Annotated in this window: 11 protein-coding genes; 5 read left to right on the top strand and 6 right to left on the bottom strand. The window is 70.7% G+C overall.

Going from position 1 to position 17,182, the window contains the following annotated elements; genetic code table 11:
- Positions 1 to 44 precede the first annotated feature (44 nt).
- The 4 genes from ABZS61_RS16795 to ABZS61_RS16780 all read left to right on the top strand — a co-directional run bounded on the left by ABZS61_RS16795 (position 45) and on the right by ABZS61_RS16780 (position 4,374).
- Positions 45 to 776, top strand: coding sequence for a nitroreductase family protein (locus ABZS61_RS16795; RefSeq protein WP_356420768.1), 732 nt, complete (start codon positions 45 to 47; stop codon positions 774 to 776).
- A gap of 192 nt (positions 777 to 968) precedes the next feature.
- Positions 969 to 2,516, top strand: coding sequence for an N-acetylmuramoyl-L-alanine amidase (locus ABZS61_RS16790; protein ID WP_356420765.1), 1,548 nt, complete (start codon positions 969 to 971; stop codon positions 2,514 to 2,516).
- 155 nt (positions 2,517 to 2,671) lie between these two features.
- On the top strand, positions 2,672 to 3,439 hold the full coding sequence (locus ABZS61_RS16785) for a hypothetical protein (protein ID WP_356420762.1): 768 nt from the start codon (positions 2,672 to 2,674) through the stop codon (positions 3,437 to 3,439).
- An 80-nt stretch (positions 3,440 to 3,519) separates the two neighbouring features.
- Entirely contained in the window at positions 3,520 to 4,374 is an 855-nt protein-coding gene (locus ABZS61_RS16780) for a DUF3626 domain-containing protein (RefSeq protein ID WP_356420759.1), read from the top strand.
- 64 nt (positions 4,375 to 4,438) lie between these two features.
- On the opposite strand, the gene ABZS61_RS16775 is transcribed toward ABZS61_RS16780, so the two are convergent.
- The 6 genes from ABZS61_RS16775 to ABZS61_RS16750 all read right to left on the bottom strand — a co-directional run bounded on the left by ABZS61_RS16775 (position 4,439) and on the right by ABZS61_RS16750 (position 15,064).
- Positions 4,439 to 8,098 carry a S8 family serine peptidase gene (locus tag ABZS61_RS16775; protein ID WP_356421136.1) on the bottom strand — a complete coding sequence of 1,220 codons (3,660 nt, stop codon included), beginning with the start codon at positions 8,096 to 8,098 and terminating at the stop codon, positions 4,439 to 4,441.
- A 207-nt stretch (positions 8,099 to 8,305) separates the two neighbouring features.
- Entirely contained in the window at positions 8,306 to 9,445 is a 1,140-nt protein-coding gene (locus ABZS61_RS16770) for an XdhC/CoxI family protein (RefSeq protein WP_356420756.1), read from the bottom strand.
- Between the two features lie 38 nt (positions 9,446 to 9,483).
- Positions 9,484 to 10,941, bottom strand: coding sequence for an NCS2 family permease (locus ABZS61_RS16765; RefSeq protein WP_356420753.1), 1,458 nt, complete (start codon positions 10,939 to 10,941; stop codon positions 9,484 to 9,486).
- Between the two features lie 213 nt (positions 10,942 to 11,154).
- Positions 11,155 to 13,572, bottom strand: a complete 2,418-nt coding sequence (locus ABZS61_RS16760) for a molybdopterin cofactor-binding domain-containing protein (protein ID WP_356420750.1) — start codon at positions 13,570 to 13,572, stop codon at positions 11,155 to 11,157.
- 2 nt (positions 13,573 to 13,574) lie between these two features.
- Positions 13,575 to 14,171, bottom strand: coding sequence for a (2Fe-2S)-binding protein (locus ABZS61_RS16755; protein WP_356420746.1), 597 nt, complete (start codon positions 14,169 to 14,171; stop codon positions 13,575 to 13,577).
- Positions 14,172 to 14,173: 2 nt separating this feature from the next.
- Complete coding sequence (locus ABZS61_RS16750) at positions 14,174 to 15,064, bottom strand: xanthine dehydrogenase family protein subunit M (protein WP_356420743.1); 891 nt, start codon at positions 15,062 to 15,064, stop codon at positions 14,174 to 14,176.
- Positions 15,065 to 15,335: 271 nt separating this feature from the next.
- Here ABZS61_RS16750 and ABZS61_RS16745 point away from each other — a divergent pair, with 271 nt between their 5' ends.
- Positions 15,336 to 17,060: a PucR family transcriptional regulator ligand-binding domain-containing protein gene (locus tag ABZS61_RS16745; RefSeq protein ID WP_356421133.1), complete on the top strand. Its 1,725-nt coding sequence runs from the start codon at positions 15,336 to 15,338 to the stop codon at positions 17,058 to 17,060.
- Positions 17,061 to 17,182: the final 122 nt, after the last annotated feature.

Here is a 17,182-nt window from a genome sequence, read left to right as displayed (position 1 = left end):
ACGGGGGTCCCCGCAGGGCTTCCTGATGCGTACACTCCGCGATCATGACCTTCGAAACGGTTCAGTCCGACGCGTCCGCCCTCGACGGGCCCGCACTCTTCCCGACCATGTCCACCATGCGCGCCATGCGCCGTCTCAAGCCGGACGCCGTGCCGGACGAGACGATCGAGAAGCTCATACAGGCAGCCGTCTGGGGACCCAGCGGCGGCAACATGCAGTGTTACGAGTACGTCGTCGTCACCGACCGCGAGGTGATGGCCCGTCTGGCCCCCCTGTGGAAGCGCTGCGTGGACGCGTACCTCGCGACCACGGGCAAGTACGCGCCGAAGGGCATGGACGACGCGGCGTACGGCCGGATGGTGGCGGCCATCGAGTACCAGCGCGACCACTTCGCGGACACACCGGCGCTGATCATCCCCTGCTACCGGTTCCCGGAGCCGCAGTTCGACGACGAGGGCCTGCAGGTCTACGCCGAGGCGCTCGGCCCGGCGGGGCTGGCGCACATGACGGACACGCAGACGCGCTTCCAGGCGCTCGCCGAGGGCTCCTGCGTCTATCCCGGCGTCCAGAACATCCTGCTCGCCGCACGTGCCCTGGGGCTCGCCGCCAACCTGACCATCTGGCACCTGATGCTGGAGCAGGAATGGAAGGAGGCGCTCGGGATCCCCGAGGACATGGAGACCTTCGCCGCCATTCCCGTCGGGTGGCCGCAGGGCAACTTCGGACCGGTCCGGCGCCGCCCGGTGGCGGACGTCATCCACCGGGACCGCTGGTAGCCGCACGGGGCTCCGTCACCCCTGACCGGGGGTGCCGGAATCACTCCAACTCCATTGGAGTGAAAGGGATTTGGACACGCTCGCGCCGCGTTGTCATGCCCTGATCTGTCGATAACCTGTGCGGGCTCGCGCCCCCGGCCCCACCCCACCGGGCCCGGGGGTCCGTCCTCTCCCCACAGACCAGGAGCAGGTATGCCCAGAAGCCCCGCCGGCCACACCCGGGGTCGCGCAGCCTTTCTGGCGGCTCTCACCGTCAGCGCCGTCGTCGCCGCCGGCCACCCGGCGCCCGCCGCCCCGGCCGCGCCGGATCCCATGAACCAGGCCTTCACCCGGGCAGCCGCGAAGTTCGGCGTACCACGCGATCTGCTCACCGCCGTGGGCTACGGCGAGACCCATCTGGACGGGCATTCAGGACGCCCGAGCCAGGCGGGCGGCTACGGCGTGATGCACCTCGTCAGCAACCCCACGAACCGTTCCCTGGAGAAGGCCTCCGTCCTGACCGGCGAATCCGCGGCCGATCTGCGCCAGGACACCGAGGCCAACATCCTGGGCGGCGCGGCCCTCCTGCGGAGCCACGCCGACGCACTCGGCCTGGACGGCGCCGAGCGCCGTGACATCGATGCCTGGTACCCGGCCGTCGCCCGCTACAGCGGGGCGAAGGGAGCCGTGTCCGCGCTCTACGCGGACAACGTCTACACCTTCCTCGCCCAGGGCCTGCGGGCGACGGTGCCCGGTGGCGAACGGATCACGGTCACCTCCCGGCCGGTCTCACCGGACAAGGGCGCCCTGGCCACGGCCGGCGTGACCGCCCAGAGCCCCGACTACCCCTCGGCACTGTGGGTCCCCGCCGATGCGGCCAACTACGCGGTCAACCGGACGGCGACCATCGACAAGGTCGTCATCCACGTCACGCAGGGCTCGTACGCCGGCACGATCAGCTGGTTCCAGAACCCCGCTTCGCAGGTCAGCGCCCACTACGTGGTCCGCTCCTCCGACGGCCAGATCACCCAGATGGTGCGCGACAAGGACACCGGCTGGCACGCCAAGACCGCCAACGCCTCGTCGCTCGGCATCGAGCACGAGGGCTTCATCGACGACGCGTCGTGGTTCACCGACTCGATGTACCGCTCCTCGGCGGCGCTGACCGCGTACCTGTGCAACCGGTACGGGATCCCGAAGGACCGGTCCCACATCATCGGGCACAGCGAGGCACCCGGGAACGACCACACCGACCCGGGCGTCAACTGGAACTGGACCTATTACATGCAGCTGGTCGGGGGTGGTGGGGGCAGCGCCGGCGTGGCGCTGGACTTCGCGTCGTACGCGACCCAGCGGGCGGGCTCGACAGGTCCCCAGGTGAAGGCCGTCCAGCACCTGCTCAACAAGCAGGGGTACAACGCGGGCGGAGAGGACAGCGTCTTCGGACAGACCACGCAGAACGCCGTCAAGGCGTTCCAGAGGGCCCGGAAGCTGACCGCCGACGGGACGGTCGACCCGAAGACGTGGACCGCGCTGCTGTCGGCCGGGACCACACCGACGCTCACCAAGGGTGCAGGCGGCGAAGACGTGAAGCGGCTGCAGCGGACGCTGACCGCGGCGCTCGGATCGACGGTCGCCGTGGACGGAAGCTTCGGCTCGGGGACGGACACGGCCGTGCGTCTCTACCAGAACGGCCGGGGTCTGGACGTGGACGGCAGCGTCGGCCCCGACACGTGGAAGGCACTGCAGGCCGGGCTCTGATTCCCCGGTTCTCCGTCAGCTCCGCGGGCGGGCCCGTGCGCACGGCGCACAGGTCCGCCCGCCCCTCTGAGTACCGGTACTCATGCCCGGATCCCGCTCCCCCCGGGACGATGGCGGGAGAGCGGACGGACGCGCGGCTCGGTCGGGGGGACGGCATGGGACGGTTCGTGGGGGCGGTGCTGGCGACAGCCGCGCTGGCCGGAGCACTGGTGCTGGCCTACACGTCGGGCATGTCACTGTCGCTGCTGCTGGGAGCGGCTGCCGGTGTGCTGAGCCTGCTGTGGCTGCTCGTCCTGCTGACGGTGCCGTGGAACCTGTACTTCCGGGCCCGTTCGGTCCTCGCCGAGATCGGGGTCAGCCGCGGGAAGGGCCTGGAGGTGCCGGCGGCGCGCGATGCCGAAGCGGCGCGGATCGCCCGGATGATGCTGCGGGCGGCTGTGGGGGGTCACGTCCTGACGGCTGCGCTGGTCGTCGCGGTCACGGTGGCGACGGAAGCGGTCACGGGATTCTGGTTCGCCGGGTTCTTCCTGCTGAGCACCGTCTTCAGACCGGCGGGCGCCTACTTCGGACAGTTGCGGAGACGGCTGGGCACCCTCCTCAAGGACGTCACCTTCCCGCGTGACGACGTCCTTGAACTGCGCAAGCAGGTCGAGCAGGTGCAGAGCGGGGCCAGGGTCCTGGAGGAGAAGGCGGAGGAGCAGTACCGCGCACTCGCCGAGCTGCGCGGCACCGTGGACGCGCTGGGTGTCTCGGTGTACGAGCGGGCGGACGTGGCCGACCGGAAGATCGCGGCGCTGGCACGGGAGTTCGAGTCCACGGTGAACCGTCTGACGGACAACCAGGAGATCATCACCGGTCTGAAGGCGTTCCTGCGGCTGCTCCGGGCCGCCGACGGCGATGCGGGCGCCCGCCCGCTGCCCTGATACGCCTGTGCAGGACCGGGCCGAAGGGCGGCGGTACGACCGGGCCGCAGGGCGGCGGTACGACCGGGCAGACTGGGGCGGTGAGCACCGACACCCCACGGGCACGAGAGCGCGCCCTGCGGCATGTGGCCTCCCTGTCGACAGGATCGCCACTGGACCCTGCGCAGTCCGTGACGCTGAACTTTCACCCGGACCGGGCAGGCAGCGCCGGCCGCACGGTTCTGGAACTGCTGGCCCATGACGGCGTGTACGTGTCCCAGTTCGTCACCGGCACGAGCAACGGAGGGCTCACCGCACACCCGGGCGGTGACCGGTGGCGCTGGGAGAGCCGGATCTTCGGGGGCGCCTACGACGACGCGCACGCTCATGAGCGCCCCGTCTACGGCGCGTTGAACTTCCGCCGCTCGCCCGTCGGAGCGGCGCCCCGGTTCGGTTCCGCGCACCTCGGACTGACCGCCGAGGCGCTCGACCGCACCACGTTCTGCTATCCCGACAGCTTCCTGGAACCTGCGGACTTCGGGGTGGCGGCTCGTATGCGGCTCATCGAACTGGCCGAGGCCGACCGCAAGGACGCGCTCGACGACTACATCGAGGCCCAGGTCCACGGGCCCGTCCGCCTGGACCGCCATGTGGAGGCGCTGGTTCTCGACCCGTCCTACCGCGGTACGCCGGTGGAGTCCGCCGCACGGAGACTGCCGTGCCCCGTCGAATGGCACGACGGTTTCCGGCTCGGTGTCGCGGAGCTGCGGCGCCGGCCAGGCTACCGAGGGCAGGAGTACGTCGATCTCGGCGCCGCGCTCGCGGTGGACGGGCACCTCGACCCGCGGATGATCGGTGACGCGGCCCGCTCCGGCCTCCACGCCGAGCAGGACCTCAAGAAGGTCTGGCACTGCCTGGCCCGGTTCGGGCGGGCCGCCAACGCCGGAGGAGCGTGAAAGAGAGGTGGCCCCGCACCCTGAGACAGGATGCGGAGCCACCTCGAACGGGTCCCTCAGCAGATCACTTCAGGCCGAAGGCCCGGATGATCTCCTGGTCGGCGGCGAGGCCGCCGGGTCCCTCGGTGTGCGCCTTGAGCGACACGAAGCCGCCCGCCTTCGCCGGGGTCCTGAACCGTGCGGTCCACGTGCCCGCCGAGTCCTTGTGCAGGTGCGCGGCCGTCCAGGTCCTGCCGTCGTCGTAACTGACCGACAGCGAGGCCTTGTCGGCCTTCACCGCGCCGTCCATCCACTCCTGCGTGCCGGAGGAGAGACCGAGCTCGGTCCACCGGCCGCCCTTGACGTCTCCGGCCAGGTCGGTGTCGACGTCGTAGTCGAGCTGGAGCAGCGGAAGGTCGGCCTGCCAGGGACCGTTCTGGTCCATCTGGCCCGAGACGAAGCTCCACTCGGTGTGCGTGCGGGTGGAGGTCTTCCACGTGTCGCCGTCACGGGTGGAGTCGAGGACGAAGCGGTACGGCAGCTTCTCCGCCGACAGGCCACCGATCCACCCGGCACGGCCCGCAACGTTCTTGACCAGGGTGTCGCCCTGGTAGAAGGCGGTGGTGGTGGTGTCGTACTCGTCCTCCGGCATGGAGCCCGAATGGCCCGCGCCCGAGTCCGTCCACGGGGTGAAGTTGAACTGCATGTCGTTGCTGACGGAACGGAACGGACCCCAGTAGCCGGTGCCGAGCCGCGGACGGGTGATCGGCGCGAACCACTCGGCCTCGTAGCTGCGGCCGGCCGTGTAGTCCAGGTTGCCGCTGCGCACCTCGTGCGCGAAACCGCTCTCCGTGGCGTTGAGGACCGAGTGGTCCTCGTACCAGAAGGAGTTGCCCGGAAGCGGGGTGACCCACTCGTCGCGGGTGGTGGGGTACTTCTCGTACTCCGCGAAGCCGAGGCCCGGCCCGTAGTCCGGGATGTCGTAGCGGTAGCCACCGCCGAGCGCGGCCTTGTGACCGTAGAAGGTGTTCTCCACCTTCGCCAGGTCACGGGTCGACGGGGCGAACGTCAGCGAACGGTCCGGGACGGTGCCGTTGTGGCGGTCGACCAGGTCGTACATGTACCGGGCGAACTTGCGCTGGGTCACGCTGAGCTTCTCGCCCCGCCTGACCTCCTTGATCAGGGTCTCGCCGGCCAGCTGCTGCACCGAGGCGACCGGAATGGTGGCCGTGGTGCCCCACTCGGTGTACTGCTCCATCGCCACGCCGCGGCCGTCGTTGACGACGAAGAGCGCCTTGGCGCCCGCCGCGAGCGCGTTCGTCAGCCGGTCGGCTGCGGCGACCTCGCCGCTGCGCCGGACGACGACAGCCTTGCCCTTGACGTTCAGACCCGCATAGTCGGCCTCGGCGCCGTTGCCCGCGAAGACCGCGGTCAGCTTCTGACTGCTGTCTTCGGCGACGGACGCTCCGCCCTGCACGGCGACCGGCACATCACGGCCGTCGACCGACAGGTCGATCTGCTTCTCGCCCTGGCGCCAGCGGGTCAGGAAGCTGAAGCTGCCCTGGGTGACCTTCTTGGTGGGGCTCGCCCACAGCTGGTCGTACGTCAGCGGGATCTGGAACGCGTCACGGAAGACCGTGCCGGCCGAAGACGTGCGTGCCATGTCGTAGCGCAGCTGCCGGGTCTCGGTCTCCTTCGGCGTCCGCACACTGACCTTGCGGGCCTCGGACGCGTCCAGGGTGACGGTGGTCGGCTTGTCGAGGACCGTCTCGGGCTCCGCGAGGAAGGCGACGGCCTTCGAGTCCGGGCGGTCACCGTCGACGTCGACGGAGGCCCAGGAGCTGTAGGTGCCCGGAGGCAGCCGCAGCGTGGTGTCGCCGGAGACCGGAACGGGGTTGAGGGTGCCGAACGGGTCGCCCAGGTCGGCGAGCACGACGTAACCGTCCATCGGCTTGCCCGCACGGTCGCGGAGCTTGTACGTGAGGTCGTAGAGCTCCCGCTCCTTGCTCAGCGCGTAGCCGGTGTGCGCGACGGTCGCACCGGACGCGTCCTTCGCGACGACCTGGCCGGAGAACGTGGTGCCGGCCTCGACCTTCGACGGGTCCAGCGACAGCACCGCGTCGGCGGTGGATCCGGCGGGAACGGTGAGCTTCGGCGTGGAGACCGTGTACGCGGGCGAGTCCGTGCCCGTGGCCAGGTCCAGGGTGACGTCCTGCGTACCGGTGTTGCGGTACGTGATCGTCCGCTCGGCGACCGGGTCGGACGCGCTGTGCGGCCAGCCGTACGAGGCGGCCGCGACGGAGCCGGTCGCCTCGATCGTCGTGTCGATCGCCGCCTTCACGTCGAGCCGGCCGGTGCCCTGCTGGTACGGCGTGTAGTCGGGCAGCTGCTTCGACGAGGACATCAGCGCGTCCTTGATGCGCTGACCGGACCAGTCGGGGTGACGCTGCTTGAGGATCGCCGCGGCGCCCGCGACGTGCGGGGTCGCCATCGACGTACCGGACATCTGCTGGTACATGCCGCTGATGCCGGGGATCGCCTGCGAGGCGGCGGCGTTGATGTCGACGCCGGGGGCGGACAGGTCGGGCTTCAGCCCGTTCGACCGGGTGAGCGGGCCCATGGAGGAGAAGTCCGCGCGGACGTCCTGCTTGTCGACGGCGGCGATGGTCAGAGCCTTGGCCGCGGAGCCGGGCGCGCCGATCGTGCCCTCGCCGTACGCGTTGCCCGCGGCGATCACGTACAGCGGGCCGCCGTCCGCCGAGAGCGCGTCGACCGCCTGCGCCATGGGGTCGGTGCCATCGTCCGGGATGCTCGATCCGAGGCTCATGGAGACGACATCGGCGCCTTCGGCCTTCGCCCACTCCATGGCCTCGATGATGCCGGAGTCGGCACCCGAACCCGAGTCGTCGAGCACCTTGCCGACGAGGAGGTCCGCGCCGGGCGCGACCCCCTTGTCGGCACCGTCCGACGCGGCGCCCGAGCCCGCGATGGTGGACGCGACGTGCGTACCGTGGCCGTGCTTGTCGACGACCTCCTCGCCGGGTATGAAGCTCTTGGCCTGCAGGATGCGGTCCTTGACGTCCGGGTGCGTCGCGTCGATACCGGTGTCCAGGACGGCAACCGTGGTGCCCTTGCCGTCGAAGCCGGCAGCCCATGCCTGCGGGGCGTTGACCTGCGGCACCGAGTCGGCGAGCGTCGCCTCGACCCTGCCGTCGAGCCACAGCTCGGCGATGCCGTTGTCCAGCGAACGGCTCTTCTGCGAACGGCTGATGTCGCTCCAGAAGGCGCGGGCGTCGTCCTTGTCCGCCTTCAGCGCCGCACCGTTCACCGACTCGAGCCGGCGGACCGTCTTGCTGCCGCGCGGTGCGGCGGGCAGCGAACGCGCCGTGCCCGCCGGGTACGTGGCGATCAGCGGGATGCCGCCGGAGCGCTTGTCGTCGTACCCCATCTCGACCAGGGTCGAGATGTTGAACAGCCTGCGGTCCAGCTTCCCCGCCGCGATGAGAGCGGTCGCCTCGTCGGGCAGGACGTGGATCTCCTTGCCGACCTGCTGCACGTGCACGCCGCCCGTCGCCCCGTCCGGGCGGTCCACGGTCACGGTGTCCTGGTTGCCGACGCCGTCCGTGTAGTGGACGACATCACCGGTGACGAGGGTGATGTCGTAGCTCCGGGCCTGGGCCTGGGAGCGGCCGTCGGTGGACGGCGGCTGCGGAGCGGCGGTGGCGGAGCCCGCCGCAGGAAGCATGGCGCCGCTCACGAGGGCGACCGAGGTCGCTATGAGCAGAGCCCTGCGTCCCGCGCGAGCGGGTCTCGCCCGGCCGGAAGCGAAGGAGGGGAGAAGAGTCATGCAGCTGATCTACCGGCTGGGAAGCGGGCGTGGCGGATTCTTGCCTGGCGTGAACCCGCCGTGGCGGCTATCCGCCCGCCGCCGGGCAGCTGCCGGGCGGCCTGTTCAGGCCACGGAGGCGAGCGGGGGTGCGTCCTCGTGGTGGATGGGGGTGTGGGCGCCGGAGAGCGGTACACCGCTGCCGCCGCGCCGGTCGGCGACGATCTCGGCCGCGATCGACAGGGCCGTCTCCTCGGGCGTACGCGCTCCGAGGTCCAGCCCGATCGGCGAGTGCAGGGACGCCAGTTGGCGTTCGGTCACGCCCGCTTCGCGCAGTCGCTCGTTGCGCTCCAGGTGCGTGCGGCGCGAGCCCATCGCGCCGACATAGGCGACCGGCAGCCGCAACGCCAGTTCCAGCAGCGGTACATCGAACTTGGCGTCGTGCGTGAGTACGCACAGCACCGTGCGCGCGTCCACCTCGGTGTCCGCGAGGTAGCGGTGCGGCCAGTCGACGACGATCTCGTCGGCCTCCGGGAAGCGTGCCGCGGTCGCGAAGACGGGGCGGGCGTCGCAGACGGTGACGTGGTAGCCGAGGAAGCGGCCGGCCCGGACCAGGGCGGCGGCGAAGTCGATGGCCCCGAAGACGATCATCCGGGGTGGCGGGACGCTCGATTCGACGAGGAGGGCGAGCGGCCGGCCGCAGCGCGAGCCGTCGGCGCCGATGGTGACCTCGCCGGTGCGGCCCGCGTCCAGCATCGCCCGGGCCTCGGCGGCGGCCGTGCGGTCGAGTTCGGGGTGCCCCCCGAGCCCGCCCTCGTACCTGCCGTCGGGGTGGACGAGCAGCGGTCGGCCGAGCAGGTCCGCGGGGCCGTCCGTGACCCGGGCGACCGCTGCTGCCGCACCCCCTGCGGCAGCGGCGAACGCGGCGCCGAACACCGGGCGCGCGGGATCGTCCGCGCGCACCGGGGTGACCAGGATGTCGATGACGCCGCCGCAGGTCAGGCCGACCGCGAAGGCGTCGTCGTCGCTGTAGCCGAAACGCTCGCGCACGGTGGTGCCGTCCTCGAGAGCTTGCCGGCACAGTTCGTACACCGCGCCCTCCACACATCCGCCGGAGACCGATCCGATGGCCGTGCCCTCGCTGTCGACGGCGAGCGCGGCGCCCGGCTGCCGGGGCGCGCTGCCGCCGACGGACACGACGGTGGCCACGGCGAACGCGCGTCCCTGCCCGACCCACCGGTGCAGTTCCTCGGCGATGTCCAGCATGGCGTCTCCTTCTGACAGGGGTGCGGAGGGCGGTGGCGTCAGTGGACGCCGAGCCAGCTCTCGATCGGATTCAGGGCGAAGTAGACGATGAAGATGAGCGTCAGGACCCACATGAAGGCGCCGACCTCCCGGGCCCTGCCCTGGGCGAGCTTGATGGCGGCGTACGAGATGACGCCCGCGGCGACACCCGTGGTGATGGTGTACGTGAACGGCATCAGGACCACGGTGAGGAAGACCGGGATGGCGACGGAGCGGTCGCTCCAGTCCACGTGCCGGGCGTTCTGCATCATCATGGCGCCGATGACGACCAGGGCGGCCGAGGCCACCTCGGCCGGCACGATGGCCGTGAGCGGGGTGAAGAAGAGGCAGGCGGCGAAGAAGAGCCCGGTGACGACGGAGGCCAGCCCGGTGCGGGCACCCTCCCCGACGCCGGTCGCCGACTCGACGAACACGGTCTGGCCGGAGCCCCCGGCGACGCCGCCGATCGCTCCGCCCGCTCCGTCGATGAACAGCGCCTTGGACAGGCCCGGCATGCGGCCCTTGTCATCGGCCAGCTTCGCTTCCGTGCCGACTCCGATGATGGTGGCCATGGCATCGAAGAAGCCGGCCAGCACCAGGGTGAAGACGATCATGCCGACCGTCATCACGCCGACGTCGCCCCAGCCGCCGAACTCGACGGCCCCGAAGAGCGAGAAGTCGGGTGAGGAGACCGCGCTGCCGCTCAGCTCGGGCGGGCCGCTGCTCCAGGACGTGGCGGGGATGTCGCCGATCGCGTTGATGGCGATGGCGACGACGGTGCCGACGACGATGCCGATCAGGATCGCGCCGGGGATGTTGCGCGCCTGCAGCATGAAGATCAGCAGCAGGGTGACGGCGAAGATGAGGACGGGCCAGCCGGCGAGTTCACCGGCGGGGCCGAGGGAGAGCGGGGTCGCGGTGCCCTTGTGGACGAAGCCGGCCTTGTACAGCCCGATGAGGGCGATGAAGAGGCCGATGCCCATGGTGATGCCGTGCTTCAGCGCGAGCGGGATGGCGTTCATGATCATCTCGCGGAGGCCGGTGACGACCAGGAGGCAGATCACCAGGCCGTAGACCACGCACATGCCCATGGCCTGCGGCCAGGACATGGCCGGGGCGACCTGCGAGGCGAGCACACCGGAGACGCTGAGACCGGCGGCGAGCGCGAGGGGAACCTTGCCGATGAAGCCCATCAGCAGGGTGGTGGCAGCCGCCGCGAACGCGGTGGCGGTGATGAGTCCCGGCTGGCTGAGCAGCTGGCCGTCGACGTCCTTGCCGCCGAGGATGAGCGGGTTGAGCAGGAGGATGTACGCCATGGCCATGAAGGTCGTGACGCCACCGCGCACTTCGCGCGCGACGGTCGATCCCCGTTCGGATATGTGGAAGTAACGGTCGAGCCAGGACCGTCCGGCGGGGACACGCGAGCCGGGGCCCGCGTCCTCCGCACTTGTCTTGACTTGCACTGATTGCTGGGTCATGTTGCCTGACTCCCAAGGTTCACAGGGGCACCCGCGTGGAGCTTCGTGACTGCGGGATTTGGGATGCTGCTCGGCGGCACGACCCGGGGGACGGCCCAGGACGAACTCTTCTTGCAGGTGGAGTGGTTGTGCGTGAACTCCGGACGGTGCGCGGCGCGGGGAAGTGTGACGTTCACGGCAGGCGCGCACCGCCCGGAGGGTTCTGAGTGGCCGTCAGGTCCCGGTGAGGTGCTCGGGTCGTACCGGTGTCCTGTTCAGCTCCAGGCCCGTCGCGTTCCGGATCGCCGCGAGGACGGCCGGGGTGGACGACAGGGTCGGGGCCTCGCCGACGCCGCGGAGCCCGTACGGGGCGTGGTCGTCGGCGAGTTCGAGCACATCGACCGGGATGGTCGGGGTGTCGAGGATCGTGGGCAGCAGGTAGTCCGTGAAGGACGGGTTGCGTACCTTCGCGGTCTTCGGGTCGACGACGATCTCCTCCATGACGGCGATGCCCATGCCCTGGAGGGTGCCTCCCTGGATCTGGCCGATGACCGACAGCGGGTTGAGCGCCTTGCCGACGTCCTGGGCGCAGGCCAGTTCGATGACCTTGACCAGGCCGAGTTCGGTGTCGACCTCGACGACCGCGCGGTGGGCGGCGAAGGAGTACTGGACGTGGCCGTTGCCCTGGCCGGTCCGAAGATCGAACGGCTCGGTGGGCCGGTGGCGCCACTCCAGCTCGATGTCGATCGCCTCGTCCTCCAGTACGTCGACCACGTCGGCCAGTACCTCGCCGCCGTCGGTGACGACCTTGCCGCCCTCCAGGAGGAGTTCGGCGGTGGCCCAGGCCGGGTGGTACGTACCGAACTTGCGCCGGCCGAGCTCCAGCACCTTCTCCCGGACGGCTTCGCAGGAGTTCTTCACGGCGCCGCCGGTGACGTACGTCTGGCGGGAGGCGGAGGTCGAACCCGCCGAGCCGACACGGGTGTCGGCGGGCTGGATGGTGACCTGGCTGACGCCGAGTTCGGTACGGGCGATCTGGGCGTGCACGGTGACGCCGCCCTGTCCGACCTCGGCCATCGCGGTGTGCACGGTCGCGACCGGCTCACCGTTGATGACCTCCATCCGCACCCGGGCGGTGGAGTAGTCGTCGAAGCCCTCGGAGAAGCCGACGTTCTTGAGGCCGACGGCGTAGCCGACGCCGCGTACGACGCCTTCGCCGTGGGTGGTGTTGGAGAGCCCGCCGGGCAGGGCCCGCACGTCGACGCTGCTGCCTTCGGCGTCCACCGCCAGCCACTGCTGCTCGGGCGGCATCGGCCGGGACTTGACCCGGCGCAGCAGCTCGGCGACCGGGGCCGGCGAGTCGCAGGGCTGTCCGGTCGGCAGGAGAGTGCCCTGTTCCATGGCGTTGAGCTGCCGGAATTCGACCGGGTCCATGTCCAGCTTCGCCGCGAGCTTGTCCATCTGTGCCTCGTAGGCGAAGCACGCCTGGACCGCGCCGAAGCCGCGCATGGCGCCGCAGGGCGGGTTGTTGGAGTAGAGGGCGATGGCCTCGATGTCGACGTCCTCGATGGCGTACGGGCCGACCGAGAGCGAGGAGGCGTTGCCGACGACCGCCGGGGAGGCCGACGCGTAGGCGCCGCCGTCCAGGACGATCCTGCACTTCATGTGCGTGAGCTTGCCGTCCTTGGTGGCGCCGTGCTCGTAGGAGAGCTTCGCCGGGTGCCGGTGGACGTGTCCGAAGAAGGACTCGAAACGGTTGTAGACGATCTTGACCGGCTTGCCGGTGCGCAGCGCGAGCAGGCAGGCGTGGATCTGCATCGACAGGTCCTCGCGGCCGCCGAAGGCGCCGCCGACGCCGGAGAGCGTCATCCGGACCTTGTCCTCGGGCAGGCCCAGGACCGGGGCGATCTGCCTGAGGTCGGAGTGCAGCCACTGGGTGGCCACGTACAGCTCGACGCCGCCGTCCTCGGAGGGCACGGCGAGGCCGGACTCCGGGCCGAGGAACGCCTGGTCCTGCATGCCGAAGGTGTACTCGCCCTTGACGATCACGTCGGCGCGCTTCGCCGCTGCGTCGGCGTCACCGCGGACGATCGGCTGGCGGTGGACGATGTTCGGGTGCGGGACGTGACCGATGTGGTGGTCGTCGCGGCCTTCGTGGACCAGGATCGCGTCGGGTGCGGTCGCGGACGCCTCATCCGTGATGACCGGCAGTTCGACGTAGTCGATCTTGATCTTCGCGGCGGCGCGGCGGGCGGTCTCCGGATGGTCGGCGGCGACGAGCGCCACCGGCTCTCCGTGGTGCCTGACCTTGCCGTGGGCGAGTACCGGGGTGTCCTGGATCTCCAGGCCGTAGTTCTTCATCGCGGCGGGCAGGTCGTCATAGGTCAGCACGGCGTGGACGCCGGGCGTCGCGAGGGCCTCGCCGATGTCGATCGACCTGATCTCGGCGTGGGCGACGGTCGAGCGGAGCGTGTGGCCCCACAGCATGTCCTCGTGCCACATGTCCGAGGAGTAGGCGAATTCGCCCGTGACCTTCAGGGTGCCGTCGGGGCGCAGCGTGGACTCGCCGATGCCGCCCCTGGTCTTCGAGCCCTGGGTGATCTTGGTGGGGGTACCGGCCGGCACGGAGGCGGCCCGTGGATGCAGAGCCATGGCTATCGCACCGTCTCTTCCTGACGGGCGGCCGCGAGGCGGACCGCGTCGAGGATCTTCTCGTAACCCGTGCAGCGGCAGAGGTTTCCGGAGAGCGCCTCGCGGATGTCCTGGTCGGACGGCGAGGGGTGGGTCTCCAGGAGTTCGTCGGCGGCGACCAGGAGGCCGGGGGTGCAGAAACCGCACTGCACGGCACCGGCGTCGATGAACGCCTGCTGGATCGGCGACAGTTCGGTGGCCTCGCCGCTCTGTCCGTCGGCGGGCCTGGCCTGCCAGCGCTGGGCGGCGTCGAGCGTCGTGCCGCAGGCGCCGGACGCGCAGCCGTCGCCCGGGTGGGCGTCCTCGCGGTGCTTCGCGTAGTCCGCGAGGCCCTCGACGGTGACGACCTCGCGGCCCTCTGCCTGTCCGGCCGCGACCAGACAGGAACAGACGGGCACACCGTCCAGGCGGACCGTACAGGACCCGCATTCGCCCTGTTCACAGGCGTTCTTCGAACCCGGAAGGCCCATGCGCTCACGCAGGACGTACAGGAGGGACTCGCCTTCCCAGACGTCGTCGGCTTCCTGCTTGCGGCCGTTGACCGTGAAATTCACTCGCATGGTTAAGCAGCTCCTTCGAGGGTGCGGCCCGTGCCGCGGTACTGCTCCCAGGTCCAGCCCAGCGTGCGGCGGGCCATGATGCCGACGGCGTGCCTGCGGTAGGCCGCGGTGCCCCGTACGTCGTCGATGGGGTTGCAGGCACCGGAGGCCAGCTGCGCGAACTGCTTGGCGACGGACGGGGTGATGATCTTGCCGTTCTCCCAGAACCCGCCTTCTTCCAGCGCGGCGTTCAGGAACTCCTCGGCCTCCCTGGCCCTTACGGGCGTGGGGGCGGCGGAGCCGATGCCGGTCCGGACGGTGCGGGTCTCCGGGTGGAGGGCGATGCCGAAGGCGCAGACCGCGATGACCATCGCGTTGCGGGTGCCGACCTTGGAGTACTGCTGAGGGCCGTCGGCCTTCTTGATGTGCACGGCCCGGATCAGCTCGTCCGGGTCGAGGGCGTTGCGCTTGACGCCGGTGTAGAAGGCGTCGATGGGGATCATCCGGGTGCCTCGTACGGACTCGGCCTCGACCTCGGCGCCCGCGGCGAGCAGGGCCGGGTGGGCGTCACCGGCGGGTGACGCGGTGCCGAGGTTGCCGCCGACGCCGCCGCGGTTGCGGATCTGCGGCGAGGCGACGGTGTGCGAGGCGAGGGCGAGGCCGGGCAGTTCGGTCCTGAGGTGCTCCATGATGGCGCTGTACGGCACGGAGGCGCCGAGCCGGACGTCGTCCTGGCCCACCTGCCACTCGGACAGCTCACCGATGCGGTTCAGGTCCAGGAGGTACTCGGGCCGCCGGTGGTCGAAGTTGATCTCGACCATCACATCGGTTCCACCCGCGATGGGTACAGCCGTCGGGTGCTCGGCCTTGGCGGCGAGCGCCTCCTCCCAGCTGGCGGGGCGAAGGAAGTCCATGAGTGGCTCTCTTCTTCTCAATCGGGTCGTTCGGCTGGGGGCTGGGGACGGCCGGCCCTCGACTGGTCGTTCCTGAGTTGTTGACGCGGTGTGTGACCCAGTACACAAGCCTTGCTCCACTCGGTGCAGTCACCGAAACCATGAAGGAATTGGCTGGCCCTCATCCCAGTCTTGTAGATTCGAACGAATGGTGGGAAACATGAACCTCACCGCAACTCACAGGTATCCCCAGCTGTCCCCGGACCAACGAAGAAGATCGGCGGCAATCGAGATGCGGCTGCGCGCACTGCTGGACACCGACGCGCTGGGCCTGCGGCTGCTCGGCGGCGAGGACGAGCTGGACCGTTCGGTCCGGGGCGTGATGACGACCGATCTGCGCGACCCGAGCCGTTATCTCTCCGGCGGGGAGCTCGTCCTCACGGGCCTGGCCTGGCGCCGGCACGCGGCGGACTCCGAGCCGTTCGTCCGCATCCTGGCGGGCGCCGGCGTCGCCGGTCTCGCGGCGGGCGAGGCGGAGCTCGGGGCCATTCCCGACGATCTGGTCGAAGCCTGTCTGCACCACCGGCTTCCGCTCTTCGCGGTCAATGAAATTGTCGCATTTGCAACGATCACCGAACATGTGGTGCGCCAGGTCTCGGGCGAGCGTGCCGGTGATCTCGCCGCAGTCGTGGACCGGCACCGGCGGCTGATGACCTCGGGCCCGGCCGGCGGCGGCCCCGAGGTGGTCCTCGACCTGCTGACCTCCGACCTGGACCTGCACGCCTGGGTCCTCTCCCCCACGGGCCGTCGGATCGCCGGAGCCGGAGAACCCCCGACCGGCCCCGTGTGCGCCGCACTGGCCGCGCAGCACCTCGCGGCGACCCGCACCGGCCGCCGGGGCCCGCACCGCGCCGAGGTGGGCGGTACGACGTATTCGCTGTTCCCGATCCGGAACAACGGCCGGGGTACCGTCCCGGCCCCGTCCCGCGACGCACGGGAGTCGGTGCTCTCGGACTGGCTGCTGGCCGTGGAGGCTGACGCGAGCGACTGGCCGGCGGCGCGGCTCGACCTGCTCCAGGGCGTCACGCAGCTGATCGCGGTCGAACGGGACCGCCGCGACGCGGCCCGTGCGGTACGCCGCAGGCTCGCCCAGGAGGTTCTGGAGCTGGTCCAGACGGGCGCGCCGCCGGCCGAGATCGCGGCCAGGCTGCGGGTCGCCGCCCCGGTCCTGCTGCCCGGCCTCGGGACGGCACCGCACTGGCAGGTCGTGGTGGCCCGGGTCGAGTGGGCGGGCGAGGGCCCGGACTCCGGCCCGGAGATTCCGGGCGGCCAGGTCGCCCAGGCGCTGCTGGAGGAGATCTTGGTCGACCCCGCCGTGGCGGGACCCGACTCCGCGGACCGGATCGCCGTGGCCCACACGGGCGACGAGGCCATCGCCCTAGTTCCGCTGCCCGCCGTGACCGCGCCCGCTTCCGGCTCCGGTCCGGACGCGCCCGAGGAGACCCCGGAGCGGCGGGACAACGCGCTGCACGCCGATGCCCTCCTCGCCACGGTCCGCGAACCGCTCTCGGCGGGGCTCGCGGACGACGGCCGTCTGACACTGGGTGTCAGCGCCGCCGTGCATTCGGCCGAAGGGCTGCGCGGCGCACTGGAGGAGGCCCGGCACGCCCGCCGCGTCGCAGCGGCACGCCCGGGCCGGGTCTGCGCGGCCGGCCACCACGAGCTCGCCTCGCACGTCCTGCTGCTGCCCTTCGTCCCCGACGACGTTCGCCGGGCCTTCACCGCCCGTCTGCTGGACCCGCTGCGGGACTACGACCGGCGGCACCGCGCGGAGCTCATCGAGACGCTCGAAGCCTTCCTGGACTGCGACGGTTCCTGGACCCGCTGTGCCGCCCGGCTGCACCTGCACGTCAACACGCTGCGCTACCGCGTCGGGCGCATCGAGCAGTTGACGGGGCGTGACCTTTCGCGCCTCGAGGACAAGCTCGACTTCTTCCTCGCCCTGCGTATGAGCTGACTTCCGGGCGCCGTCGCAGCACCGCCACCGTCCGGTCGATTGTGAAATCTTTCACCTGACATTGATCCCACCCCTTGGCCCGGCGTGCCATTCCGTGCTGAGATGCGGCCACACTCAACAGC

Origin of the sequence: Streptomyces sp. NPDC005566 (assembly GCF_040605575.1) — a bacterium.
GTDB lineage: Bacteria > Actinomycetota > Actinomycetes > Streptomycetales > Streptomycetaceae > Streptomyces.
The sequence above is the reverse complement of the archived record's forward strand: the minus strand, read 5'-3'. Positions and strand labels throughout refer to the sequence as shown.

Excerpts from the sequence above, each read along its gene's own strand:
- ABZS61_RS16795 (WP_356420768.1), top strand. The coding sequence starts at position 45 with ATGACCTTCGAAACGGTTCAGTCCGACGCGTCCGCCCTCGACGGGCCC.
- ABZS61_RS16790 (WP_356420765.1), top strand. The coding sequence starts at position 969 with ATGCCCAGAAGCCCCGCCGGCCACACCCGGGGTCGCGCAGCCTTTCTG.
- ABZS61_RS16785 (WP_356420762.1), top strand. The coding sequence starts at position 2,672 with ATGGGACGGTTCGTGGGGGCGGTGCTGGCGACAGCCGCGCTGGCCGGA.
- ABZS61_RS16775 (WP_356421136.1), bottom strand. The coding sequence starts at position 8,098 with ATGCTTCCTGCGGCGGGCTCCGCCACCGCCGCTCCGCAGCCGCCGTCC.
- ABZS61_RS16770 (WP_356420756.1), bottom strand. The coding sequence starts at position 9,445 with ATGCTGGACATCGCCGAGGAACTGCACCGGTGGGTCGGGCAGGGACGC.
- ABZS61_RS16765 (WP_356420753.1), bottom strand. The coding sequence starts at position 10,941 with ATGACCCAGCAATCAGTGCAAGTCAAGACAAGTGCGGAGGACGCGGGC.
- ABZS61_RS16760 (WP_356420750.1), bottom strand. The coding sequence starts at position 13,572 with ATGGCTCTGCATCCACGGGCCGCCTCCGTGCCGGCCGGTACCCCCACC.
- ABZS61_RS16755 (WP_356420746.1), bottom strand. The coding sequence starts at position 14,171 with ATGCGAGTGAATTTCACGGTCAACGGCCGCAAGCAGGAAGCCGACGAC.
- ABZS61_RS16750 (WP_356420743.1), bottom strand. The coding sequence starts at position 15,064 with ATGGACTTCCTTCGCCCCGCCAGCTGGGAGGAGGCGCTCGCCGCCAAG.
- ABZS61_RS16745 (WP_356421133.1), top strand. The coding sequence starts at position 15,336 with ATGCGGCTGCGCGCACTGCTGGACACCGACGCGCTGGGCCTGCGGCTG.